General features: G+C 70.4%; 23 protein-coding genes. 6 read left to right on the forward strand and 17 right to left on the reverse strand.

What is annotated here, in order from left to right:
* Positions 1-390 precede the first annotated feature (390 nt).
* The 3 genes from ACZ5Y9_RS16425 to ACZ5Y9_RS16435 all read right to left on the reverse strand — a co-directional run bounded on the left by ACZ5Y9_RS16425 (position 391) and on the right by ACZ5Y9_RS16435 (position 5,607).
* Positions 391-2,664 (reverse strand): ABC transporter ATP-binding protein, encoded by a 2,274-nt coding sequence (locus ACZ5Y9_RS16425; RefSeq protein WP_247956999.1) that lies wholly within the window; start codon positions 2,662-2,664, stop codon positions 391-393.
* Positions 2,661-4,388: an ABC transporter ATP-binding protein gene (locus ACZ5Y9_RS16430; RefSeq protein ID WP_247624419.1), complete on the reverse strand. Its 1,728-nt coding sequence runs from the start codon at positions 4,386-4,388 to the stop codon at positions 2,661-2,663. The genes ACZ5Y9_RS16425 and ACZ5Y9_RS16430 overlap by 4 nt, the downstream gene beginning before the upstream one ends.
* A 157-nt stretch (positions 4,389-4,545) precedes the next feature.
* Positions 4,546-5,607, reverse strand: coding sequence for an enoyl-CoA hydratase/isomerase family protein (locus ACZ5Y9_RS16435; RefSeq protein ID WP_464471872.1), 1,062 nt, complete (start codon positions 5,605-5,607; stop codon positions 4,546-4,548).
* 112 nt (positions 5,608-5,719) lie between these two features.
* Between ACZ5Y9_RS16435 and ACZ5Y9_RS16440 the strand changes: the two genes are divergently transcribed.
* Positions 5,720-7,648: an ATP-binding cassette domain-containing protein gene (locus ACZ5Y9_RS16440; protein ID WP_464471873.1), complete on the forward strand. Its 1,929-nt coding sequence runs from the start codon at positions 5,720-5,722 to the stop codon at positions 7,646-7,648.
* A gap of 77 nt (positions 7,649-7,725) precedes the next feature.
* Here ACZ5Y9_RS16440 and ACZ5Y9_RS16445 read toward each other — a convergent pair whose 3' ends face one another.
* The 11 genes from ACZ5Y9_RS16445 to ACZ5Y9_RS16495 all read right to left on the reverse strand — a co-directional run bounded on the left by ACZ5Y9_RS16445 (position 7,726) and on the right by ACZ5Y9_RS16495 (position 16,310).
* Positions 7,726-8,175, reverse strand: coding sequence for a hypothetical protein (locus tag ACZ5Y9_RS16445; protein WP_247624416.1), 450 nt, complete (start codon positions 8,173-8,175; stop codon positions 7,726-7,728).
* A gap of 85 nt (positions 8,176-8,260) precedes the next feature.
* Entirely contained in the window at positions 8,261-9,583 is a 1,323-nt protein-coding gene (hemL, locus tag ACZ5Y9_RS16450) for a glutamate-1-semialdehyde 2,1-aminomutase (protein ID WP_464471874.1), read from the reverse strand.
* A gap of 32 nt (positions 9,584-9,615) precedes the next feature.
* Complete coding sequence (gene hemB / locus ACZ5Y9_RS16455; protein WP_247633731.1) at positions 9,616-10,593, reverse strand: porphobilinogen synthase; 978 nt, start codon at positions 10,591-10,593, stop codon at positions 9,616-9,618.
* A complete protein-coding gene (locus tag ACZ5Y9_RS16460; RefSeq protein WP_247957004.1) occupies positions 10,590-11,390 on the reverse strand; it encodes a uroporphyrinogen-III synthase in 801 nt (266 codons plus the stop codon). Before ACZ5Y9_RS16460 ends, hemB begins: the two co-directional genes overlap by 4 nt.
* The gene (hemC, locus tag ACZ5Y9_RS16465) at positions 11,390-12,382 is read right to left on the reverse strand and encodes a hydroxymethylbilane synthase (protein ID WP_464471875.1); all 993 of its coding nucleotides are present in this window, start codon (positions 12,380-12,382) and stop codon (positions 11,390-11,392) included. Before hemC ends, ACZ5Y9_RS16460 begins: the two co-directional genes overlap by 1 nt.
* A 7-nt stretch (positions 12,383-12,389) precedes the next feature.
* Positions 12,390-13,067, reverse strand: a complete 678-nt coding sequence (hemQ, locus tag ACZ5Y9_RS16470) for a hydrogen peroxide-dependent heme synthase (protein WP_247624411.1) — start codon at positions 13,065-13,067, stop codon at positions 12,390-12,392.
* A 103-nt stretch (positions 13,068-13,170) separates the two neighbouring features.
* Positions 13,171-13,440: a hypothetical protein gene (locus tag ACZ5Y9_RS16475; protein ID WP_247624410.1), complete on the reverse strand. Its 270-nt coding sequence runs from the start codon at positions 13,438-13,440 to the stop codon at positions 13,171-13,173.
* Positions 13,427-13,837: a phage holin family protein gene (locus ACZ5Y9_RS16480; RefSeq protein ID WP_400442942.1), complete on the reverse strand. Its 411-nt coding sequence runs from the start codon at positions 13,835-13,837 to the stop codon at positions 13,427-13,429. Before ACZ5Y9_RS16480 ends, ACZ5Y9_RS16475 begins: the two co-directional genes overlap by 14 nt.
* Before the next feature lie 2 nt (positions 13,838-13,839).
* Positions 13,840-14,316 carry a hypothetical protein gene (locus ACZ5Y9_RS16485; RefSeq protein ID WP_464471876.1) on the reverse strand — a complete coding sequence of 159 codons (477 nt, stop codon included), beginning with the start codon at positions 14,314-14,316 and terminating at the stop codon, positions 13,840-13,842.
* 124 nt (positions 14,317-14,440) lie between these two features.
* On the reverse strand, positions 14,441-15,946 hold the full coding sequence (gene hemG, locus ACZ5Y9_RS16490) for a protoporphyrinogen oxidase (RefSeq protein WP_464471877.1): 1,506 nt from the start codon (positions 15,944-15,946) through the stop codon (positions 14,441-14,443).
* Between the two features lie 25 nt (positions 15,947-15,971).
* The gene (locus tag ACZ5Y9_RS16495; RefSeq protein WP_247624406.1) at positions 15,972-16,310 is read right to left on the reverse strand and encodes a metalloregulator ArsR/SmtB family transcription factor; all 339 of its coding nucleotides are present in this window, start codon (positions 16,308-16,310) and stop codon (positions 15,972-15,974) included.
* A 65-nt stretch (positions 16,311-16,375) separates the two neighbouring features.
* On the opposite strand from ACZ5Y9_RS16495, the gene ACZ5Y9_RS16500 reads away from it, so the two are divergent.
* Positions 16,376-17,284 (forward strand): NAD(P)H-binding protein, encoded by a 909-nt coding sequence (locus ACZ5Y9_RS16500; RefSeq protein WP_464471878.1) that lies wholly within the window; start codon positions 16,376-16,378, stop codon positions 17,282-17,284.
* Between the two features lie 72 nt (positions 17,285-17,356).
* On the opposite strand, the gene hemE is transcribed toward ACZ5Y9_RS16500, so the two are convergent.
* Entirely contained in the window at positions 17,357-18,385 is a 1,029-nt protein-coding gene (gene hemE, locus ACZ5Y9_RS16505) for a uroporphyrinogen decarboxylase (RefSeq protein WP_464471879.1), read from the reverse strand.
* 83 nt (positions 18,386-18,468) lie between these two features.
* Here hemE and ACZ5Y9_RS16510 point away from each other — a divergent pair, with 83 nt between their 5' ends.
* The 4 genes from ACZ5Y9_RS16510 to ACZ5Y9_RS16525 all read left to right on the forward strand — a co-directional run bounded on the left by ACZ5Y9_RS16510 (position 18,469) and on the right by ACZ5Y9_RS16525 (position 21,280).
* Positions 18,469-19,809: a glutamyl-tRNA reductase gene (locus ACZ5Y9_RS16510; protein ID WP_247624403.1), complete on the forward strand. Its 1,341-nt coding sequence runs from the start codon at positions 18,469-18,471 to the stop codon at positions 19,807-19,809.
* 64 nt (positions 19,810-19,873) lie between these two features.
* Positions 19,874-20,446 (forward strand): HhH-GPD-type base excision DNA repair protein, encoded by a 573-nt coding sequence (locus tag ACZ5Y9_RS16515; protein WP_247624402.1) that lies wholly within the window; start codon positions 19,874-19,876, stop codon positions 20,444-20,446.
* 7 nt (positions 20,447-20,453) lie between these two features.
* Positions 20,454-20,858, forward strand: coding sequence for a VOC family protein (locus ACZ5Y9_RS16520; RefSeq protein ID WP_464471880.1), 405 nt, complete (start codon positions 20,454-20,456; stop codon positions 20,856-20,858).
* The gene (locus ACZ5Y9_RS16525) at positions 20,855-21,280 is read left to right on the forward strand and encodes a DUF1801 domain-containing protein (protein ID WP_464471881.1); all 426 of its coding nucleotides are present in this window, start codon (positions 20,855-20,857) and stop codon (positions 21,278-21,280) included. The genes ACZ5Y9_RS16520 and ACZ5Y9_RS16525 overlap by 4 nt, the downstream gene beginning before the upstream one ends.
* 37 nt (positions 21,281-21,317) lie before the next feature.
* On the opposite strand, the gene ACZ5Y9_RS16530 is transcribed toward ACZ5Y9_RS16525, so the two are convergent.
* Together ACZ5Y9_RS16530 and ACZ5Y9_RS16535 are read right to left on the reverse strand one after the other, a co-directional pair.
* Positions 21,318-21,800 (reverse strand): hypothetical protein, encoded by a 483-nt coding sequence (locus ACZ5Y9_RS16530; RefSeq protein WP_464471882.1) that lies wholly within the window; start codon positions 21,798-21,800, stop codon positions 21,318-21,320.
* Between the two features lie 137 nt (positions 21,801-21,937).
* Complete coding sequence (locus tag ACZ5Y9_RS16535; protein WP_464471883.1) at positions 21,938-23,323, reverse strand: glycine--tRNA ligase; 1,386 nt, start codon at positions 23,321-23,323, stop codon at positions 21,938-21,940.
* Between the last annotated feature and the right edge of the window lie 106 nt (positions 23,324-23,429).

Raw genomic sequence — 23,429 nt, forward strand, 5'->3', positions numbered from 1 at the left:
TTCGTATCGGCCCGTGAGGCGTGTTGTGACCCCTCACGTTCAGATTGCCTCCTCGCACGCCTGTCGCCCTCTGCCGCCCGCTCATCCGCAGGGAAGAACGACACGTGCAGGGAGAATCCCGCCGAACCTCCCTGCAGATGTCTTTTCTCCCTGCACGTGGTGCCGCGCCATCACGCCTGCACGGACGGATCACGTCCGCACGGCGAGACCCCCGGGATCGCCGTGCAGACGTGCGCGCTCCGTGCAGATGAGCGGGATCGGGCGGATGCCGCGGCGGCGGGTTCTCGGGGCGACGGTGCCGCACGCGAAGCGCCCTGGCCTGCGGATGCGGGTCGGGGCGCTTCGGGTGGGCGTGAGCCCGGGTGTCTGCGGCGGGTCAGCCGTGACGGGTCAGCTGCGGCGGGTGTCCCCCTCGGGAGACGGGTGCTCGATCACGGCCTGCGCCGCGGCAGCTTCGGCGGCGGGCTGCTGGGCTCCGACCGATGCGCCGGTGACGGCATCCGCTGCTGCGGCCTCGGCGGCATCCGCGTCGTCGGCGTCACCCGTGATGACGGTCGGCGTCGAGCCGGTGAGTGCCTCCTCGGCGTCGATGTCGGTCGCCGCCTGCTCGAACTGCGACTGGTACAGGCGCCAGTAGGCGCCCTGGGCGGCGATGAGTTCGTCGTGCGTGCCCTTCTCGACGATGTCGCCGTGCTCCATCACGAGGATGAGGTCGGCATCGCGGATCGTCGACAGGCGGTGAGCGATCACGAACGACGTGCGCCCCTCGCGGAGCGCCGCCATCGCGTTCTGCAGGAGCAGCTCGGTGCGGGTGTCGACGGCCGACGTGGCCTCATCGAGGATCAGGATCGACGGCTGGGCGACGAACGCCCGGGCGATCGTGATCAGCTGCCGCTCACCCGCCGAGACATTCGACGCGTCCTCGTCGAGCACGGTGTCGTACCCCTCGGGCAACGCGTGCACGAAGCGATCGACGTACGTCGCCTTCGCGGCCTCGAGCACCTCGTCATCGGTCGCGGTGGAACGTCCGTATCGGATGTTCTCGCGGATGCTGCCCGCGAACAGCCAGGGGTCCTGCAGCACCATGCCGGTGCGGGAACGCAGCTCGTCGCGCGTGACCTCCGAGATGTCCTGACCGTCGAGCAGGATGCGCCCGCCGTTCAGCTCGTAGAACCGCATGATCAGGTTGACGAGCGTGGTCTTACCCGCGCCGGTCGGTCCGACGATCGCCACCGTCTGCCCCGGTTCGACCCGGAAGGAGAGATCCGTGATGAGCGGACGCTCGGGCGTGTACGAGAAGGCGACGTTCTCGAACTCGACGACGCCCTTGCCCTCGTCGAGCGCGGGAGCGTCGACGTCATCGGCCTCCTGCTCCTCGGTGTCGAGCAGCTCGAACACGCGCTCGGCCGAGGCGGTTCCCGATTGCACGACCGCCGCCATTCCGCCCAGCTCCGACAGCGGCTGCGTGAACTGCTGCGAGTACTGGATGAACGCCTGCACGTCGCCGAGACGCAGCTGGCCGTTCGCGACCATGAGGCCGCCGAGCACTGCGATACCCACGTAGGTGAGGCTGCCGACGAAGGTCATCGCCGGCATGATGATGCCCGACAGGAACTGCGCCTTGAACGCGGCCTGGAAGAGCTCCTCGTTCTCGTCCTTGAACTTGTCGAGGGCGTCCTGCTCGCGGCCGAAGACCTTGACCAGCGCGTGGCCCGAGAAGGCCTCCTCGACGCGGGCGTTCAGCCGTCCGACCTTGCGCCACTGCGTGCCGAAGGCCTTCTGCGAACGCGGACCGATGACGCCGAAGATCACTCCCATGAGCGGAAGCGCCACCAGCGCGACGAGCGCCAGCTGCCACGAGATCGAGAACATGAGCACGAGCACGCCCACGACCGTGAGCACCGCGGTGATCGCGCCCGACAGCGACTGCTGCATGGTCTGCGTGATGTTGTCGATGTCATTGGTGACGCGGGAGATCAGGTCACCGCGCTGCACCTTGTCGAAGTACGACAGCGGCAGTCGGTTGATCTTCGCCTCGACCGATTCGCGCAGACGCCACATGGTGCGCACCATGATGACGTTGATGACGTAGCCCTGGATCCAGCTCAGGAACGCCGCGACCACGTAGATCGCGAGGACGGCGGCGATGACCCACCGGAGCGCGTCGAAGTCGACGCCGTCACCCACCTGGAAGTCACCGAGCGCGGCGACCTGGTTGGCGAAGTCGGTCTGGCCGCCCTGCCGCAACGCGTCGACGACGTCGTCCTGCGAGGTACCCGCGGGGAATCCGGGGAAGTCGCCGTTCGCCTGCCCGAGCTGCACCGAGATGAAGCCCTTGTAGATGAGGTTGGTCGCCTCGCCGAGCACCTTCGGAGCCGCCACCGTGAGCACGACGCCGATGGCGCCGAGGATCGACACGATCACGAACCAGACCGCCGAGGGCTTGAGCAGGCCGATCATGCGGCTGAAGCTCTTGCCGAAGTTGTCGGCCTTGCCGGGCGCGACGCTGTCCCAGCCGCCGCCGTCCTGACGCGCCTTCTCGGCCAGCTCGGCCTCGTACTTCTCCTCGTCGGTCAGTTCGGGCTCGACGACGGCCGCGGTGCCCGCGGTCGCGCTCTTGGCTCCGCGACCGCGACGGGTACGTGAGGAGTTCTGCTCGCTCATGCGTCCACCCCCAGCTGCGACTCGACGATCTCTCGGTACGTCGTGCTCGTCTCGAGGAGTTCTTCGTGCGTTCCGACGCCGACCATGGTCCCGCCCTCGAGCACGACGATGCGGTCGGCATCGGTGATCGACGAGACGCGCTGCGCGACGACGACCTTGGTCACGTGGGGAAGCTCCCTCCACAGCGCCTGTCGCAGACGGGCGTCGGTGGTGAGGTCGAGCGCCGAGAACGAATCGTCGAAGACGAGGATCTGCGGCTGACGCACGATCGCGCGGGCGATCGCCAGGCGCTGGCGCTGACCGCCCGAGACGTTGGTTCCACCCTGGGTGATCCGCGACTCGAGCCCCTGCGGCATCTCCTCGACGAAATCACGGCCCTGCGCGATCTCGAGCGCGTGCCAGAGCTCGTCGTCGGTGGCGTCTTCACGGCCGTAGCGGAGGTTCGACGCGACCGTGCCGGTGAAGAGGAACGGGCGCTGGGGAACGAGTCCGATCGTCGCCCAGAGCGATTCGACGTCGGCGGTGCGGACGTCGGCTCCTCCGACGAAGACGGCTCCGCCCGAGACGTCGAAGAGGCGCGGGATCAACGAGACCAGCGTGGTCTTGCCGGCACCGGTCGATCCGACGATCGCGACGGTCTCACCGGGCTCGGCGGCGAAGCTGATGCCGGAGAGCACGGGGGCGTCGGCTCCGGGGTAGGTGAACTCGACGTCGTCGAACGCCACGGAACCCGGAGTCGGGAACGAGGTGACGCCGTTCGCCGGACGCTCCATGCTCGACGTCGTGTCGAGCACCTCGCCGATGCGCTCGGCCGAGACCGCGGCGCGCGGGATCATGATCGCCATGAAGCTGGCCATGATGACGCCGCCCATGATCTGTCCGATGTACTGCATGAACGCGAAGATCGTGCCGACCTGCACCGTGCCGCTGTTGACCTCGACGCCACCGAACCAGACGACCGCGACGACCGTGACGTTGAGGATGAGCATGAAGAGCGGGAACAGCAGCACGAACAGCGAACCCACCTTGCGCCCGACGACCATGATGTCGGTGTTCGCGCCGCGGAAGCGCTCCTCCTCGATGCGCTCGCGCACGAACGCCCGCACGACGCGCACGCCGGTGAGCTGCTCGCGCATGACGCGGTTCACGGTGTCGAGCTTGCCCTGGTAGCTGCGGAACAGGGGGACCATGCGGCTGACGACGAGTCCGGCGACGATCAGCAGGAGGGGGACGGAGACGGCGATGAGCCAGCTCAGCCCGATGTTGGTCTGCACCGCGAAGATGATGCCGCCGATCGCCAGCAGCGGTGCGGTGACGAGCATGGTGGCGCCCATCATCGCCAGCATCTGCACCTGCTGAACGTCGTTGGTGTTGCGCGTGATGAGCGAGCCGGCGCCGAACTGCGACACCTCTCGCTCGGAGAATCCGCTCACCTTGCTGAACACATCGGCGCGGATGTCGCGGCCGGCGCCCATCGACGCGCGGGCGGCGAAGTACGTGGCGATGATCGACGCGATGATCTGACCGAGCGAGACCGCCAGCATGAGCAGACCGGTGCGCCAGATGTAGGCGGTGTCGGACTGTGCGACGCCTCTGTTGATGATGTCTTCGTTGAGACGCGGGAGATAGAGGGTGGCGATCGCGCTCGCGAACTGGAAGACCAGGACGGCGACGAGCAACCACTTGTAGCGGGACAGATACCGAACGAGAATTTTACCCAGCACAGGCGGACTTTCTGAGAGGTGAAGCTGTGGACTCAGGCGTGGGGGAAGGTGCCGACCGGGATCGGCCACAACAAAGCGTGACACGAAGCTCCGACATTCGTACCGCCGAGTTCGGAACCTTCGCTCACAGCGAACCCATCGACAGCCGGGCTGGCACTCAGAACAGCGGCGTCTCCGGCACGTACGCACGGGCATCCGCCCCGGCATCCGTCCCCAGCTCGGCGAGCGAGGCGGGCTGCCACTTCGGGTTGCGGTCCTTGTCGACCAGCTGAGCGCGGATGCCCTCGACGAGATCGGGATGCTCGTGCACGAACCACAGCACCCGCCGGTACTCGCCCTCGAGCGCCTCGCGCAGCCCGGAGGCCGCCCGCGCCTCGCGCACGGCGTCGAGCGTCACGACCAACCCCGTCGGCGCGAGCCCCTCGAGCAGGTCGGCCGTGGCCGTGGCATCCGTCGTGCCCTGCGCCTGCAACCGCTCGACGATCTCGACGACCGTGTCGGCGGAGAAGGCCTCGTCGATCCACTCCGGCGACGGCGACAGCTCCGAGGGCTCCGGCGTCTCGTCGAACAGCAGCACGATCTCGCTCGGCCCCGTCGGGTCGGCGCGGAACGCGAGGGCCTCGCGCAGGGCGTCGAGATTGGCGGAGGGCACGTAGTAGTCCGCGAAACCGAGGGCGATGGCATCCGCCCCGTTCATCGAACCGCCGGTCAGAGCGAGGTACTCGCCGAGGCGACCCGGCGCACGGCCGAGCAGCCAGGTGCCGCCGACGTCGGGAGTGAAGCCGATGCGCGTCTCGGGCATCGCGAGCTTCGAGCGCTCGGTCACGATGCGGATCGCCGCGTGCCCCGCGAGCCCGATGCCGCCGCCCATCGTGATGCCGTCGGCGAAGGCGACGATCGGCTTCGGATACTCGGCGATCATGACGTTGAGCGCGTACTCCGCGCGGAAGAACTCGGCGGTGGACTCGGGATGCCCCGACACGATCTGCGCGTGCAGGGCGCGCACGTCTCCCCCGGCGCAGAAGCCGCGGTCGCCCGCACCGTCGAGCAGCACGATCTGCACGTCGGTGTCGGTGCGCCAGGCGTCGAGCGCCGCGGTGAGCGCCTGCACCATGCCCAGGTCGAGAGCGTTGATCGCCTCGGGACGCTGCAGCGTGAGCCGCCCGAGAGCGCCTTCCGTGCGGACGAGGACGCGGTCGGAGGCAGAGGTCTCGGTCACGGGAGCCAGGCTACCCCGGTCGCCGCGAGGGCTCGCAATCCACAGGAAATACGCGATCCGGACGGTTTTCCGGCAGGATAGGGGGAATTGACCAAGCAAGGAGAGGTCGCGCATGACCGACGGACAGGTTCTCGAATTCACGGGCGTGACGAAGCGCTTCAATGAGGTGACCGCCGTTTCCGACTTCTCTGCTCGGATCGAGCCGGGTGCGGTCACCGCGTTCCTCGGCCCCAACGGGGCCGGCAAGACGACGACGCTGCGGATGCTGCTGGGCCAGGTGCGCCCGACATCCGGCACCGCGACGATCGGCGGCCAGTCGTACGCCGAGCTCCGTCAGCCGCTGCGGGTGATCGGTTCGGTGCTCGAGGAGACCGTCTACCGTCCGCGCCGCACCGCGAACCGTCAGCTCACGATCGCGGCCAAGGCCAACGACATCCCGCTCGGTCGCGTCGCCGAGGTGCTCTCCCTGGTCGGGCTCGAGAACGAGGGCGACGCCCGCATCGGCGGATTCTCGCTCGGCATGCGTCAGCGTCTGAGCGTCGCGCACGCTCTGCTCGGCGACCCCGGGGCTCTCGTCTTCGACGAGCCGGCCAACGGGCTCGACCCCGAAGGCATCCGCTGGATGCGCCTGCTCATGCGCCGTCTCGCCGACGAGGGCCGCACCGTGCTGGTCTCGTCGCACGTGCTCAGCGAGGTCGAGCAGGTCGCCGACAACGTGCTCGTGCTCTCGAAGGGCCGGCTCGTGCTCGCGAGCGGCATCGAGGAACTCGCCGACCCCTCGGCCGGTGCCGTCATCGTCGACGCGGCCGATCGTGCCGCGCTCACCGCCGCCCTCGCCGCCGCCGGGTTCGACATCGAGATCCTCCGCTCCGGGCTCACGGTGCGCGGCACCGACGCGCGCCGGGTCGGTGCGGTCGCCGCGGATGCCGGGATCGCCCTCACCACTCTCGTGCAGCGCGGTCCGACGCTCGAAGACGTCTTCATCCAGCTCACCCGTGGCGGCCGGCTCGAGCCGCACGCCGGCCTCCTCGCGACGCAGCTCGTCGCTCCCGCCGCCGCGCCGGCGGCTCCCGTCGAGGAGCCCGCGCACGCGACCGCTCCGGCCGACGCCGAGGATCAGGTCACGACGGACGACACGGCGGCGATGACCGCCTCCGCGATCGCCGCCGACGCCGCCGCGGCGGTACCCGGCGGTCCCGTCGCGGCGGCAGTGGTCGCCTCCGGAGCAGGAGCCGCGATCGTGAACGATGGCGACGTCGTCGCGGACGAAGCGGACGCCGAGGGAGCGGTCGACGTCTCCGTCGACGGCGCCGCAGCATCCGACGACGAGACGCCTGCGGACGAGACGCCTGCAGACGGTACGGCCACCGATGCGGATGCCGCGCAGGTCGCACCGGGCCCGGTGTCGGCCGCAGGGCTCCCCTCGTTCGACGACATCCTCTTCGGAAACGGCGACGCCGCCGAGGAGGAGGCCACCTCGTTCCCGGGTGCCGAAGCTCCCGCCCACGCCGTCGACGGTGAAGCCGCGGGTGTTCCGATCGGCGAGGAGGCCGGGGTCGAGGTGTTCGACGACCTGGGCCCGACCGACGGCGCATCCGACGCATCGTCGGTTGGATCCTCCGACAGCGACGAGGCGGCCGCCGACGAGGATGCCGACCCGCGCTCGGCCGCGGTGAGCTCGATGCTCGCCGACGCCGCCCGCGCCTACTTCGAGGACGAGCCGAAGGACTACCCCCTCGGCGAGGTGCCCTCCGAGCCGGACGGCAGCGAGACGGACGATGCCGCGCACTCCGAGCACGAAGCCGACACGCAGGCCGAAGCCGACACGGCGACCGACGAGACCCCGACCGACGAAGCACCCGACGACGAAGCATCCGACGACGCTCCCGCCGACGGCGCCCCCCGCACGACCGTGATCGAGATCATCCCGGAGATGCCGCTCACGGCGACCGACGACGAGCTCGCCAACGCCGACCACTACGACCAGAGCGGCGACGGCGACCAGCACCACGAGCACGGCGAGTACCGCCCCCGCGACTGATCGATCCGCACAGCGAGACGCCCTCCCGACCCGATGGTCGCGGAGGGCGTTTCGCTGTGGTCTGCGAGCGCGGTGGCTCAGGCGGGCCGCGGCCGGATCACCGGGCGCCGGGGTTGCTTGGTCGTGGGGATCGAGCCGGTCGAGACGATCTCCTCGACGTCTGCCGGCTCTTCGGAGACCTCGAGCCGCAGGGCCTGCGTCAGGGCGAGGCCGTGCCGGGTGGTCAGGATGAGACGGCGGTACTGCTCGTCGCCCGTGAGATCGATCACGACGCTCGGCCGGCGCTTGCGGATGAGCACGAAGTCGGTGCTGCCCGCGGCCTTCCACGTGCCGGCGGCGAGGATGCCGGGAATGTGGGTGCCGGGATTGGGCACGCCGCGCAGCCAGGTCCAGGCGTCATCGGTGAGCTGCACCTTGGTGATCGTCTCGCGCACGATGCGGAGGTTGTCGCGGTGGAAGCTCGCGGCGCGTTCCAGCGGCGAGAGCACGATCTCGAGTTGCGTCTGATCCAACAGCAACGTCACCATGACACCCAGTCTGCCAGCGGCATCCTCCCAGTTGTCTGGATCTTGCTCACAGGAACACAACGATCCGTTGTGGGAATGCGCTCACTCAGGGACGAGCGGATGCCGCGGCGGCGGCCGCGAGGGGCAGCGCCGCCTCGATGCGCAGCAGTTCTTCGTCGCCGTGGGCGGCCGTGAGGAACCACGCCTCGAACACGCTCGGCGGCAGGGCGACCCCCTGCTCCCGCAGCGAGTGGAAGAACGGCGCGTAGCGGAACGTCTCCTGCGCCTGGGCCTCGGCGTAATCGCGCGGGGCGGAGGGGCGGAACGAGGCGTTGAAGAGGTTTCCCGCCTTCGCCACCGCGTGCTCGACACCGGCATCCGTGAGCGCCGCGTCGAGCGCACGCGCGAGCCGGTCGGCCGCCGCGTCGATGGTCGCGTAGACCTCGGGCGTCGCGAGGCGCAGCGTGGCGAGGCCCGCGGCGACCGAGAGTGGGTTCCCGGAGAGCGTGCCCGCCTGGTAGACCGGCCCCAGCGGCGCCAGGAGGTCCATCACATCGGCCCGTCCACCGAGGGCGGCCAGCGGCATCCCCCCGCCGACGACCTTGCCGAAGGTGACGATGTCGGGAAGGTAGTCCTCGCCCTCCGCGGCCTGCAGGCCCCAGAACCCGGCCGGGTGCACCCGGAACCCGGTGAGCACCTCGTCGAGGATCATCAGCGCACCGTGCGCGTGGGCCGTGTCGGCGATGAGGCGGTTGAACCCGGGGAGCGGGGCGACGACGCCCATGTTCGCCGCGGATGCCTCGACGATGACCGCCGCGATGCGCGGGCCGCGCTCGGCGAACACCGCCGCCAGCGCCTCGGGGTCGTTGTAGTCGATCACGAGCGTCTGCGCGGCGATCGGCGCGGGCACGCCCGCGGAACCCGGCAGCGCGAGCGTCGCGACGCCCGAGCCCGCCGCGGCGAGCAGCCCGTCGGAGTGGCCGTGGTAGTGACCGGCGAACTTCACGAGCAAGTCGCGACCGGTCGCGCCGCGGGCCAGGCGGATCGCCGTCATGGTCGCTTCGGTGCCCGTCGACACCAGGCGCACGCGCTCGATCGGACGGATCTCGCCGAACCGCACGCGGTCGGCGATCAGTGCCGCGAGCTCGACCTCGCCCTCGGTGGGCGCGCCGAACGACAGGCCGCGGGTCGCGGCCTCCTGCACCGCCTGGACGACCTCCGGATGCGCGTGACCGAGCAGCGCCGGGCCCCACGAGGCCACGAGGTCGATGTACGTCGTGCCCGCGGCATCCGTCACCGTCGCACCCTGCGCGGAGGCGAGGAAGCGCGGCGTGCCCCCGACCGACCCGTAGGCGCGGACGGGAGAGTTCACGCCGCCGGGGATCACCGCGCGGGCGGCGGAGAAGAGATCATCGTTGCGATCGGACATGGTGCTTCCTCTCGAAGTGCGGCGGCGACCGATCAGTCGCGTAGCCAGCGGGCGGCCTCGGTCGCCCAGTACGTCAGAACCGCGTCGGCACCGGCGCGCCGGATCGACAGCAGCGACTCGAGGATCGCCGCACGGCGGTCGATCCATCCGTTCGCGGCGGCGGCCTCGATCATCGCGTACTCGCCGGACACCTGGTATGCCCACACCGGAATATGCACGGTGTCTCGCACCTCGCGCAGTACGTCGAGGAAGGCCATCGCCGGCTTGACCATGACGATGTCGGCGCCCTCCTGCTCGTCGACCACGGCCTCGCGCACGCCCTCGCGACGGTTGCCGGGGTCGAGCTGGTAGGTGCGGCGGTCACCGGTGAGCTGCGAGTCGACCGCCTCGCGGAAGGGACCGTAGAACGCGCTCGCGTACTTCGCCGCGTACGACATCAGGATCGTGCGCGTGAACCCCTCGGCGTCGAGCGCCCGGCGGATGGCGGCGACCTGGCCGTCCATCATGCCCGAGAGCCCGAGCAGCTGCGAACCGGCCCGCGCCTGGGCGAGAGCCATCGAGGTGTAGCGCTCGAGGGTCGCGTCGTTGTCGACGGAACCGTCGGCGGCCAGCACGCCGCAGTGTCCGTGATCGGTGAACTCGTCGAGGCACAGGTCGGTCTGCACCACGAGGGCGTCGCCCACCTCGGCTGCCAGCGCCTCGGTCGCGAGATTGAGGATGCCGTGGGGAGCGTCTGCGCCGGAGCCGCGGGCATCGCGCACCGCAGGAACGCCGAAGAGCATGACGCCGCCGACGCCGGCCTCGGCCGCCTCGACCGCCGCGGCGCGAAGCGAGTCCATCGAGTGCTGGACGACACCGGGCATCGATCCGATCGGCGCGGGGTCGGTGAGCCCTTCGCGCACGAACATCGGCAGCACGAGCTGCTGCGGCTGGAGGCTGGTCTCGCGCACGAGCTGGCGGACGGCCGGCGACTGGCGCAGTCGACGCAGGCGCACCTCGGGGAAGCTCACGGCGTGAACTCGTCGGCCGAGTGCGGGAGGGTGAAGTGCGAGACCGCGTCGATGAGCGCGTCGACCGTCTGGCGATCCGCGACCACCGAGACCGACAGTCCGGCGTTGCGGGCATCGCGCGCCGTGCGCGGACCGATCGCCGCGAGCAACGTGTCATCGGGGATCTCGGGGAACTGCTCGCGCACCTGCTCGGCGACCGAACCGCTCGTGATGAGGATCGCGTTGATGCGGCCGTTCTCGACGTCGCGCTTGATGCGATCCGTCACCGGCACGCCGACCGTGCGGTACGCCACCACGCTGTCGACGTCGTGACCCGCCTCGGTGAGCAGCACGCTCAGCACCGGCTTCGCGATCTCGCTGCGGAGAGCGAGGATGCGGCGCGGTGCGGTCTCGAGCGAGATCATCTGCTGCGCCATGCCCTCGGCGGAGTTGTCCTGCGTGGGCACCAGCGCGACCTCGTACCCGACGGCCTGCAGCGCCGCCGCGGTGGTCTCGCCGACCGCCGCGATGCGCGTCGTGGTCGGCACGACCGCACGGTGCGCGAAGAGCACGTCGACCGTGGTCGCGCTCGTCACCGTGAGCCAGTCGTAGGCGCCGGCGGCGAGCTGCTCCAGGGCGACGTCGAGGGCTGCCTGGTCGGTCGTGGGGGCGAAGTTGATGAGGGGCGCGACGACGGGGACCGCTCCCTGCAGGCGCAGGCTCGCGGCGACGCCGTCGCCCCACGGGCCTCCGCGGGGGACGAGGATCCGCCAGCCGTCTAGAGGCTTGTCGTGCTTCGATTCGGGTGTCGTGGTCATCAGGATTGCTCTCGGGGGACGAGTTCGGCCGCCCCTTGTTCGAGCAGCCGACGGGCGACAGCCAATCCCAGCGATCGAACGGCCTGGATCGGATCTGCACCATCGGCAGCATCCGCATCATTGCCACTGCCGTTCCGTTGAATATACCCCTCGTTCAGGGGTTCGGTGACGTCGAGCCCGATCCGGCGACCGCCATCGGCCGCGTACACGACCGTCCTGACGCGGATCTCGTCGCCTTCGACGACCGCGTGCGCGGCCATGGGGGCTTGACATCCGGCGTCCAGACCCTCGAGGATCGCGCGCTCCAGCGTGATCGCGAGGCGGGTGGGCGCATCGTCGAGGACGGCGAGCGCCTCACGCAGCTCGGCCGGGGCATCCGTCGTCGTCTCCACCGCCAGGGCTCCCTGGCCGGGCGCGGTCGGCCACGCGCTCAGCCCCAGCTCCTCCCGGTGCAGCGGCGAGTCGGTGCCGAGCCGCGAGAGCCCCGCGGCCGCGAGGATGACGGCATCCAGCTCGCCGGATGCGACGCGCGCGAGACGCGAGTCGACGTTGCCGCGCAGGTCGACGACCGTCGAGTGCGGGGCCCGGCGACGCACCTGGGCGATGCGGCGGGGCGACCCCGTGCCGACCGTGCTGCCGGCGCGCAGCTCGTGCAGCGGAGTACCGCCGCGGGTGATGGCGACATCGCGCGCATCCTCGCGGACGGGCGTCGCCGCGATGACGAGGCCCTCGGGGACCGCGGTGGGGAGGTCCTTGAGCGAGTGCACCAGGAAGTCGCACTCCCCCGCGAGCAGCGCCTCGCGCAGACGCGTGGCGAAGATGCCCTGCCCGCCGATCTCCGACAACGAGGCGCGATTGGTGTCGCCCTCGGACGTGATCGGGACGAGCACGACGGGGCGTCCGACGACCTTCTCGAGGGCGGCGGCGACGTGACCGGACTGGGCCTGCGCGAGAGCGCTGCGGCGAGTACCGAGGCGGATCGGGGAGCTCACGGCGGGCCTACTGCAGCACGTCCGCGATCTCGTCGAAGCGGAGCCTGCGCCCCGTGTAGAAGGGCACCTCCTCCTTCACGAACAGACGCGCCTCGGTGTAGCGGAGGTCGCGCATCATGTCGACGAGATCGGTGATGTCGTCGGCCTCCATCGGGAGGATCCACTCGTAGTCGCCGAGGGCGAACGCGGCGACGGTGTTCGCGACGACGCCGGTGAACGCGGCGCCCTTGCGGCCGTGGTCGGCGAGCATCGCGCGACGGTCGGCCTCGGGTGCCAGGTACCACTCGGGCGTGCGCACGAACGGGTAGAGGCAGAGCCAGTCCTTGGGCTCGACCCCCCGGAGGAAGCCGGGCACGTGCGAGCGATTGAACTCGGCGTCGCGGTGCACGCCCATCACGTTCCAGACGGGCAGGAGCGAGCGCAGCAGCTCGGTGCGGCGCAGACGACGCAGCGCCTTCTGCAGTTCTTCGGCGGTGTCGCCGTGCAGCCACACCATGAGGTCGGCGTCGGCCTTGAGGCCCGAGACGTCGTAGAAGCCGCGGACCGTGACCCCGGAGTCCTCGACGTACGAGACGATCGTCTCGAGTTCGGTCGAGTCGGACTCGGTGACGGGCACATCGGGATTGCGTCGCCACACGGCCCAGAGGGTGAAGCCGGACGGGTTCTCTGCGCTCTCATCGGACATGGTCCCAGTCTGCCCCTTTTGTCGGACGGCTGCGAATGCGGCCGAGCGTGCAAAAACGCGACGCCCCGGAAGCGGAGTTCCGGGGCGTCGCGAAAAGAAGTGGTCAGCGCGAGATCGCCCGGGCGATCACCCAGACGGCGCTGCCGACGACGGCCGCCGCACCCACGGCGATCGCGATCGCGCCCGCGGGGTTGCGCTCGGAGAACAGTCGCAGACGCACGGCCGCGCGCTTCGAGGCCTTGTCGAGACGACGCGGCACGTTGCCCTTGATCTCGATCGCGGCGAGCGCCGCCTTGAGCTCTGCCCGCGCCGAGGCGACGGGGTCGACGATGCCGCCGGGGACGGCGGTGATCGGCAGGTCAGAATTCGTCATTGTCGCCGGCCTCCTTCACGATGCGAACGTCTGTGGCGACGGCCTGCGCGGGGTTCTCCCGGCGCAGCACCTTGCGGAACTTGAGAAGACCGAGCAGCGCGAAGAACAGCACGGCCAGGATCAGGATGCCGAAAACCGCCAGCGCCGAGAGCCACACGGGCCACCACGAGGCGATGCCCGCGATGGCGAAGACCAGCAGCACCGGGATCGCCCAGAACAGGAAGAACAGGGCGACGACGAACCAGACGGCGCCGACGCCCGCGTCCTTCGCGGTGCGCGAGACCCACGCCTTGGCGGCGTTGATCTCGGCTTTGACGAGGTTCGAGACGAGTTCGGGGAGGTCGCCGATCAGCGACAGGAAGCTGTCATCGGCGCGGTCGCGATAGCCGCGGGGCATGGTCAGTTCCCGGTCTTCTTCGCGGCGGGCTTGCGCGTCGCCGGCTTCTTGGCGGCGGGCTTGCGAGCGGCTCCGGTCGAGGCCGACGAGTTCGCGGAGGACGTCTTCGACGAAGAGGTCTTCGACGTCGACGACGTCTTGGCCTCCTCGACGCGGTCCTTCACCTCTTCGGCGGCATCCTCGAGGTCTTCGGCGACGTCCTTGCCCGCGGCGATCACCGAGTCGAGCTTCTGCCCGGGCGTGCCGTCGCTGCCGACCGACTTGACGACCTTGACGGCGCCGTTCCAGAGGGCGCCCGGAACCGCGGCGGCCTTCTGGCCCACGAAGTCCTTGACCTGCTCGACGCGCTCCTGCACGGGGTCGAGATGCCAGACCTTGAGCCACTGCGTCTTGATCTGCTCGTAGCGCTCGCGTCCGGCGCGCGTTCCGAGGACGTATCCCACGCCGATTCCGACGACGAGTCCGATCTTCCCCTTCATGGGGTCTCCTCACGTTGTTCCGGTCGAGCCGCAGGCGTTCGATCCCCGTCGGCCAGGTACCCAGCGTAACCCCATATGCCGATTTCGGCATTGAGAGGGCAGGGGGTTGACAGGCGCGAGGCGCTCACTCCCAGATCAGGGTGCGGCGCAGGCGGTCCGTTTCCTCGGTCGCATCGGGGATCACCTGCGCGAGACCCGTACCCGCGAGCCAGGCACCGACCGCCGCGAGGCCAGGAACGGCCTGCACGGCGGAGCGTGCCGCCGCACGACGTTCCGCCGATCCGATCACCGATGCCGGCTGCGCCTGCACGTAGCGCGCACGGTGCGCGGCCACCAGCGCGGACGGTGCCAGATCGACGCCCAGAAGAGCGGATGCCTCGCGCAGCGCGAGGTCCGACGCAGTCCCGTCGTCGAGCCCTGCGGTGGCCGCCGGCTCGCCCTGCGCACCGAACGACACCCGCACGACGTGACGACCACCGGCCGCCCGGCGCACCCACTCCCACTTCGCGGTGGAGTGCGTGAGCGCCTTGGCGACATGGCTGCCGGGCACCGTCAGCACGCCCGTACCGCGCGGCGACGGGTCGAGCGCCGGAGCGTCGAGGAGCAGGGTGACGATCTCGATCTCGGGTGCCGGTACGTCGTCGGTCGGCACGAGTGCAGGCACGGCGTCGGCGAGCAGCGCACGAGCGGTGCGCTCGTCGACGGCGACGACGACGGCATCCGCCTGCCACTCCTCCGCGACCGCGACGACCTCGTCATCGGAGTCCGCGGCGTCTTCGGATGCCGGATCGACGGGCGCATCGGCGACGACGATCCAGCCGTCTCCGTCGCGGGCGATCGCGCGGACTGGCGATGCCGTGCGCACCTCGACACGGAAGTTCTCGAGATCGGCGAGCAGGGCATCGACGAGGACGGTCATCCCGCCGTCGAGTCCCTCGACCGCGGCGCCCGGCTTCTTCGCGGCGGCGCGGGCCGCACCCTCGTCGCGCAGCGCGGCCACTGCACCCGACAACGAACCGGTGCGCGTGAGCGCGGCGTTGAGCCCCGGTGCGGCGATCTCGACGTCGATATCGGAGGGTGAAGCGGAATACACCCCCGTGGTCACGGGAGCGACGAGGCGGTCGCGCACCTTGTCGCCCATGCGCGTCGAGACGAGCTTGCCGAGGCTGTGCTCGTGGCCGATGGTCAGCGGCGGACGCACCCGATCGAGGTACGCCCTCCAGGCGCCCGACCAGCCGATGATGCGGCGCACGTCGTCCTGGAACGGGTTGGCGGGGATGCCGAGCAGCCCGCCGACGGGGAGCGGTGCGGCGCCGATGCCCGGGACCCCGGCGAGCCAGGCTCCTCCGGGAGCGGGTGCGACGACGCGGTCGTCGATGCCGAGTTCGGCGAGGAGCGCACGCACGTGTCCCCCGCGGGTCGCGAAGCTCTCGGCCCCCGCGTCGAGGGCCACCCCGTCGAGCTCGGCCCGACGGATCGCGCCGCCCACGGCATCCGACGCCTCGAGCACCGTCACGCGCATGCCGACCTTGGCGCACTCACGGGCGGCGATGAGACCGCCGATCCCACCGCCGATCACGACGACGTGCTTCTCGGCGGCGCGGGCGGCGAGTTCGGAGGGCTCGGTCATGCCTTCCATCCTCGCATCGCCCCGCTCAGGCCTCGGCCGGGGATAACCCCTCGTCGGCGCCCCCGCGCTTGCGGATCTCGCGCAGAACGATCTGCTCGGGGCACACCGTCGACAGGAAGTCGCCGACCGAGAGGGCGAGGCGCTCACCGACCAGCGAGTACAGGATGCGGTTGGCGTCGCGACGCTCGGTCACGAGCCCGGCCTGCCGCAGCACCGCGAGATGCCGGGAGATCGTCGGACCGCTCGATGAGAACTTCGCGGCGATCTCGCCGGCCGCCAGCTCACCCTCTTTCAGGTCCTGCAGGATCTGCCGCCGGGTGGGGTGCGCCAGCGCGGCGAAGATGTCGGTCGCGCTATCTGTCATGTTTGCAATATAGCACCCTTGCTAGATAGCATTTAGCCGTAAAGCTAATGAGCGAAGGAGCAGTCATGAGAGTGGCCATCACCGGAGGCACCGGATTCGTCGGGCGGCACCTCGCCGAGCGCCTCGGCCCCGAAGCATCCGTCGTCGTGTCCCGACGCACCGGCGTCGCGCTCGACGATGTCGACGCGCTCACCGCAGCCTTCGCCGGATGCGATGCGGTCGCGCACTGCGCCGGCATCAACCGCGAGATCGGCGACCAGACGTTCCAGGGCGTGCACGTCCAGGGCACACGCGCCGTCGTCGAAGCCGCTCGTCGCGCCGGTGTGAAGCGCATCGTGATGGTGAGTTTCCTGCGCGCCCGGCCCGACTGCGGTTCGGGTTACCACGAGTCCAAGTGGGAGGCCGAAGAGATCATCCGCTCCTCCGGCATCGACCACACCATTCTCAAGTCCGGCATGATCTACGGTCGCGGCGACCACATGGTCGACCACGTGTCGCGCGCCGTGCGCACGCTGCCCTTCTTCTGGACCGTCGGGTTCCGCGAGCGCCGCGCCCGCCCCGTGCCCGTCGACGACGCGGTCGACCTGCTCGTCGCCGCTCTCGAAGGGCGCATCGCCGAGCCCACGATCGCGGTCATGGGTGCCGACGAGGTCACGCTCGGCGAGGCACTGCGCCGCATCGCTCGGGTCGACGAGCGCAGCCCGCTCTTCTTCCCCGTGCCGCTGTGGACGATCCGCATGCTCGCCCAACTGACCGAGTGGACGATGGTCACCCCTCTGGTGGCGAAGGCGCAGGCTCGGATGCTGGCCGAAGGCGTGACCGAGCCGGCCCCCTACGCGCCCGAGGCGCCTGAGGAGTTCCGACCGCGGCGCGCGTTCAGCGACGAGCGCATCCGCGCCGCGCTCCCGGACGGTCCGTTCACGCTCGACGATCTGCGGGCGGTGCGCTGGCTGCGGGCGCGGCGGGGCGCCTGAGCGGGTGAGGGGTCACAACACGCCGCACGCGGGACCGCCGACGCGGCGGGTCTTGACCCTTCACGGCATCCGTCAGTCGCGCTGCGCGTGCACCAGCTCGACGATGCGCGTGAGCTGATCGGGGTCGGTCTCGGGCGGCACGCCGTGGCCGAGGTTGACGATGTGCGCCCGAGCGGTGCGGCCCCTCCGCAGCACGTCGAGCACGTGCGCCTCGAGCACCGGCCACGGGGCCGACAGCAGCGCGGGATCGATGTTGCCCTGCACCGTCGTGTCAGGGCCGAGGATCGCGGCCGCCTCGTCGAGCGGCTGCCGCCAGTCGACGCCCACACCATCGGCCGCACCGTCGAGACGCATGTCGGCGAGGAAGGGTCCGGTGCCGACGCCGAAGTGGATGGTCGGCAACCCGATGCCCTCGAGCGCGGTCTTCGAGTGCGGGCGCACGAAGGTGCGGTAGTCGGCGGGGCTCAGACCGCCCGCCCACGAGTCGAAGAGCTGCACGACGGATGCCCCGGCGTCGCGCTGCGCCGAGAGGAAGACCCGCGACACCTGCGCCAGCCATCCGGCGAGGCGGTTCCACGAGTCGGGGTCGGCGTGCATCATGGCCCGCGCGCGCAGGTGCTCCTTCGACGGGCCGCCCTCGACGAGGTAGGCCGCGAGGGTGAAGGGCGCTCCGGCGAAGCCGATCAGCGGGGTGTCGCCGAGTTCGGCGACGGTGAGGCGCACAGCCTCGGAGATCGCGGTCGAGTCGAGCGAGGCGGGATCGATCGCCGTGATGCGGTTGACGTCGGATGCCGTGCGCACCGGGTTCGCGAACACCGGGCCGCGGCCAGGCTCGATCTCGACCTCGACTCCTGCCAGGCGCAGCGGGATGACGATGTCGCTGAAGAAAACGGCCGCGTCCACCCCGTGTCGGCGAACCGGCTGCAGCGTGATCTCGGCGGCGAGGTCGGGGGTGAGGCAGGCGTCGAGCATCCGCGTGCCCACCCGCAGCTCCCGGTACTCGGGCAGCGACCTGCCGGCCTGGCGCATGAACCACACCGGGGTCTGAGCGGGGCGTTCGCCCGCGAGGGCGCGCAGGAGCGGAGCGTCGGAGAGGGCCATGCCTCCATCCTCGCATCCGCCCCCGATGCGGATGCTGTGGGCCCGGCGACCTCGGCGTCGGGAGCCTCCGGTACAATCGAAGGGTGCTGCTGTGTGTCACGGCGAGTCACAAGACCGCCAGCTTCGATCTGCTCGAACGCCTGAGCCGCACCCCCGACGACGTCGCCCCCACTCTCGTGGGCATGACGCCGTGCGTGCAGGGTGCGGTCGTTCTCGCGACGTGCAATCGCTTCGAGGCGTACGTGGAAATGGACGAACCCGTCACTGCAGCCGGCGCGATCGGCGTCGAAGCCGTGCTCGAAGCGGTCGAGGCCGCGACCGGCGTTCCCGCCGATGAACTCGACGGCGCCTACACCGTGCACTCGGGCCGCCGCGTCGCCGAGCACCTCTTCTCCGTGGCCTCCGGTCTCGAATCCGTCGTCTCCGGCGAGGGCGAGATCGCCGGCCAGGTGCGCCGCGCACTCAAGTCCGCCCGCAAGGAGGGCACGACCTCCCCCGAGCTCGAGCGCCTGTTCCAGCGCGCCAGCCAGGCGCAGCGCAAGGTCAAGAACGTCACGGCCCTCGGCCGCGCCGGCCGCTCGCTGGTGCGCCTCGCCCTCGAGCTCGCCGACTCCCGCATCGCCGACTGGTCGGCCGAGCGCGTACTGCTCGTCGGCACCGGCGCCTACGCCGCCGTCACGCTCGCCACGCTCCGCGAGCGCGGCGCCGTCGACATCTCCGTCTACTCGCCGTCGGGTCGCGCCGAGATCTTCGCCGCGAAGCACGGCATCCGCCCCGTCGCCGAAGCCGACTACGCGCGCACCGCCGCCCGGTCGAGCCTGCTGATCACGTGCACCACCGCCACCGAGCCGGTGCTCGGGCCGCAGCATCTGCAGGCGCCCGCCGGGCTCGCCGCGGCCGCTGCCGGCTGCCCGGTCGCCCCTTCGACAGGCTCAGGGACCCAGCGTGGACAGCTGGTCGTCGACCTCGGCATGCCCCGCAACGTCGACCCGGCCGTCGCCACCCTCGAGGGTGTCGCGCTGCTCGACCTCGAGACCATCCGCCTGCACGCTCCGCTCGAAGAGCTGCAGGCCACGGATGCCGCGCGCACCGTCGTTCGCGAGGCCGCGGACACCTTCCATGTCGTGGGCGCCCGCCAGAGCGTGACTCCGTCGGTGATCGCCCTGCGCTCGCACATCTTCTCGCTGCTCGACTCGGAGATCGCCCGCGCCCGCGCGCGCGGCGACGAGGACGGCAAGATCGAGCAGGCACTGCGCCACCTCGCCGGCGTGCTGCTGCACGAGCCGACGACCCGTGCGCACGAGCTCGCCGCCGCCGGCCGCGCCGACGACTTCGCCGCGGCCCTCGCGACGCTCTACGGCCTCTCGCCCGAGCAGCCCGCCGTCTCGGCCATCGACCCGCTCGACGACGCCGCCTCCGCCTGACGCCGGGGGCGAGTGCCCATCGCCCAGCGCCCCACAGGAAACCGCCCGATGCGAGAATGAACGCATGGCCCTTCACATCACCGGAGACACCGCCGCCGACGCTCTCCTGACCGACAACCCGCTCGCCCTCCTGGTCGGAATGCTGCTGGATCAGCAGGTACCGATGGAGACCGCGTTCGCGGGTCCGTTGAAGATCGAGCAGCGCACGGGCGCGACGGATGCCTCGGCGATCGCGAGCATGGATCCCGAGGAGTTCCTCGAGGCGTTCAAGACGACGCCCGCGGTGCACCGCTTCCCGGGGTCGATGGCGACGCGCGTGCAGACGCTGTGCCAGACGATCGTCGACGACTGGGGCGGAGACGCCGCCGCCCTCTGGACGCAGGGCGAGCCGAACGGCGCCGAGGTGCTCAAGCGCCTGAAGGCGCTGCCGGGCTTCGGCGAGCAGAAGGCGAAGATCTTCCTGGCGCTGCTGGGCAAGCAGTACGGATTCACCGGCGCCGGTTGGCGCGAGGCGGCGGGCGACTACGGCGTCGACGGCTCGTTCCGCAGCGTCGCCGACATCGTCTCGCCCGAATCCCTGACGAAGGTGCGCGAGCACAAGAAGGCGATGAAGGCCGCCGCGAAGGCCGAGAAGTAGGCCGACCGTGCCCGCCGCACTCCGCATCGAGCTCTTCCCGAGAGACCTCGACCGGGCGCTCGCGTTCTACGTCGATGTTCTGGGATTCGAGCTCGTGCAGGACGACCGGGGCCTCGCGAACCCGTATGCGGCGGTGCGCCGCGATGGGGTGCGGATCGGTCTGCTCGCCTCTCCGAACGCGATCGGCGACCGCCGCCCTCCGCTGGGCGTCGAGATCGTCATCGAGGTCGATGACGTCGCCGCGGAGCGCGAGCGGGTCGCGGCATCCGGAGTCGGACTGGTCGACGACCTGCAGCGTCGGGCGTGGGGGCTGACCGACTTCCGCCTGCTCGACCCCGACGGGCACTTCCTGCGAATCACGGATCGCGCTGCGGCGCACGAATCCGCAGCCTCTGAAGGAGAGCCATCGTGAAGTCCACCGGCCGCGACGTCGCGGGCCTGATCGCCCGGTCCTCACCCGCCAAGCGCCGGAGGGATGCCGAGACGCTGACCGCCCTCATGCAGGAGATCACCGGCCGGGAGCCCGCGACCTGGGGCACGATCATCGGGTTCGGGTCGTGCCACTACCGGTATCCGACCGGCACCGAGGGCGACTCCGGGCTGCTGGCCTTCGCGCCGCGCAAGGCGGCGACGACGATCTACCTGCTCGACGGCGTCGCCGCGCACGAGGAGGCCCTGGCCGCACTCGGCCCCCACACCACGGGCGCCGGATGCCTCTACATCACCGACCTCGAGGAGATCGACCTCGACGTGCTCCGGGGCGTGCTCGAACGCTCGCTCGCCTGGGTGGGGGCGGGCGGCACCCCCGAGATGCAGCTCACCGTCACGGGCTGACGCCGCGGCATCCGCTCGTTCCGGTGCGGCGCGGCGCTCAGCGGAGCACTTCGACCAGCGCCACCCACGACACGACGATCGCCGACACGATCGCGAGCAGGCATCCGGCGGCGGCGAGGTACAGCCCCGACGGATGTCCCACCCCCACCAGCACGCCGGCGACGAGATACGCGGCCAGGGGCAGGAAGCCGATCAGATACTTGAGCGGCCGCGCGCGGTCGGCCGGGTTCGGGTCGCCCGCGATGAGACGCGTCACGTTCACCTGGAACACCGACATCAGCAGTGTCGCCACGACGATGAGCACGCCGTACCAGGTGAGGTCGAGGCCGGGAACGAGCCCGATCGCCGACACGGCGAGCGCGAGCACGAGCGCCGCGATGCCCGCGAGAAGACGTGCGGTGAGCGTGCGCGACTTCACGATCTCGGCGATGTTGACGCTCGCGGCGACGATCACGAGGCCGGCGAGGGCCGCGGTCGCGCCCGCCATCGCGACGTTGAACTCGCTCCACTCCCCGATCATGCGGTCAGCATAGCCCCGCGCCGAGCCACCCCTCTAGAGACGAAACACCCCTCTGCGAACGGTGCGCAGAGGGGTGTGTCGGGCGAAGAGGGGTGGCTCGGCATCCGCCCGGGATCAGGAAGAACGGATGCCGCGGCTCACGCGCCCTTCAGGCGCTCGGCCAGGTACTGGTGTAGCTCGTCGATCGAGACGCGCTCCTGCGCCATGGTGTCGCGGTCGCGCACGGTGACGGCGCGGTCGTCGAGCGAGTCGAAGTCGACCGTGACGCAGAACGGGGTGCCGATCTCATCCTGGCGACGGTAGCGGCGTCCGATCGCGCCGGCGTCGTCGAAGTCGACCGCCCACGAGCTGCGCAGCGTGTCGGCGACCTCGCGGGCGAGCGGCGAGAGGCGCTCGTTGCGCGACAGCGGCAGCACCGCGGCCTTGACCGGCGCGAGGCGCGGGTCGAGCTTGAGCACGGTGCGCACGTCGGTGCCGCCCTTGGCGTTGGGCACCTCTTCTTCGCGGTACGCGTCGACGAGGAACGCCATCATGGCGCGCGTCAGACCGAACGACGGCTCGATCACGAACGGCGTGTAGCGCTCACCGGTCGCCTGGTCGAAGTAGGTCAGGCTCTGGCCCGAGGCCTCGCTGTGGCTCGACAGGTCGTAGTCGGTGCGATTGGCGACACCCATGAGCTCGCCCCACTCCTTGCCCGCGAACCCGAACTTGTACTCGACGTCGATCGTGCCGGCCGAGTAGTGCGCACGGTCGTCTTCGGGCACGTCGAACTGGCGCATGTTCTCGGGATCGATGCCGAGGTCGATGAACCAGTTCCAGCAGGCTTCGACCCAGTGCTCGAACCACTCCTGCGCATCCGCCGGCGGCGTGAAGAACTCGATCTCCATCTGCTCGAACTCACGGGTGCGGAAGATGAAGTTGCCGGGGGTGATCTCGTTGCGGAACGCCTTGCCGACCTGACCGATGCCGAACGGCGGCTTCTTGCGACTGGCGGTGAGCACGTTCGAGAAGTTCACGAAGATTCCCTGCGCGGTCTCGGGGCGCAGGTAGTAGAGACCCGACTCGTCGTCGACGACGCCGAGGTAGGTCTTCACGAGACCCGAGAACGACTTGGGCTCGGTGTACTGACCCTTGGTGCCGCAGTTCGGGCAGGGGATGTCGGTGAGACCGTTCTCGGCCTTGCGGCCCTTGCGCGCCTCGAAGTCCTCGATGAGGGTGTCGGCACGGAAGCGCTTGTGACAGTGGAGGCACTCGACCAGCGGGTCGGTGAAGGTGGCGACGTGGCCGGATGCCTCCCACACGCGCTTGGGCAGGATGATGCTCGAGTCCAGGCCGACCATGTCGCCGCGACCGCGCACGAACGTCTGCCACCACTGGCGGCGGATGTTCTCCTTGAGCTCCGTGCCGAGGGGGCCGTAGTCCCAGGCCGAGCGCGAACCGCCGTAGATCTCACCCGCTTGGAACACGAACCCGCGGTGGCGGGCGAGGGCGATGACCTTGTCGAGGCGGGACTGTTCGGCCATGGTGGCTCCAATGGTCGGATGCGAGTGGGATGCGGCACGCGGATGCCGCGGCATCCCCATTCTATCTGCGGGTCTGCGCGAGGTCGGAGCCTTCTGCCCCTCGTGC

The sequence above is a fragment of the Microbacterium sp. T3-8 genome, assembly GCF_055398145.1.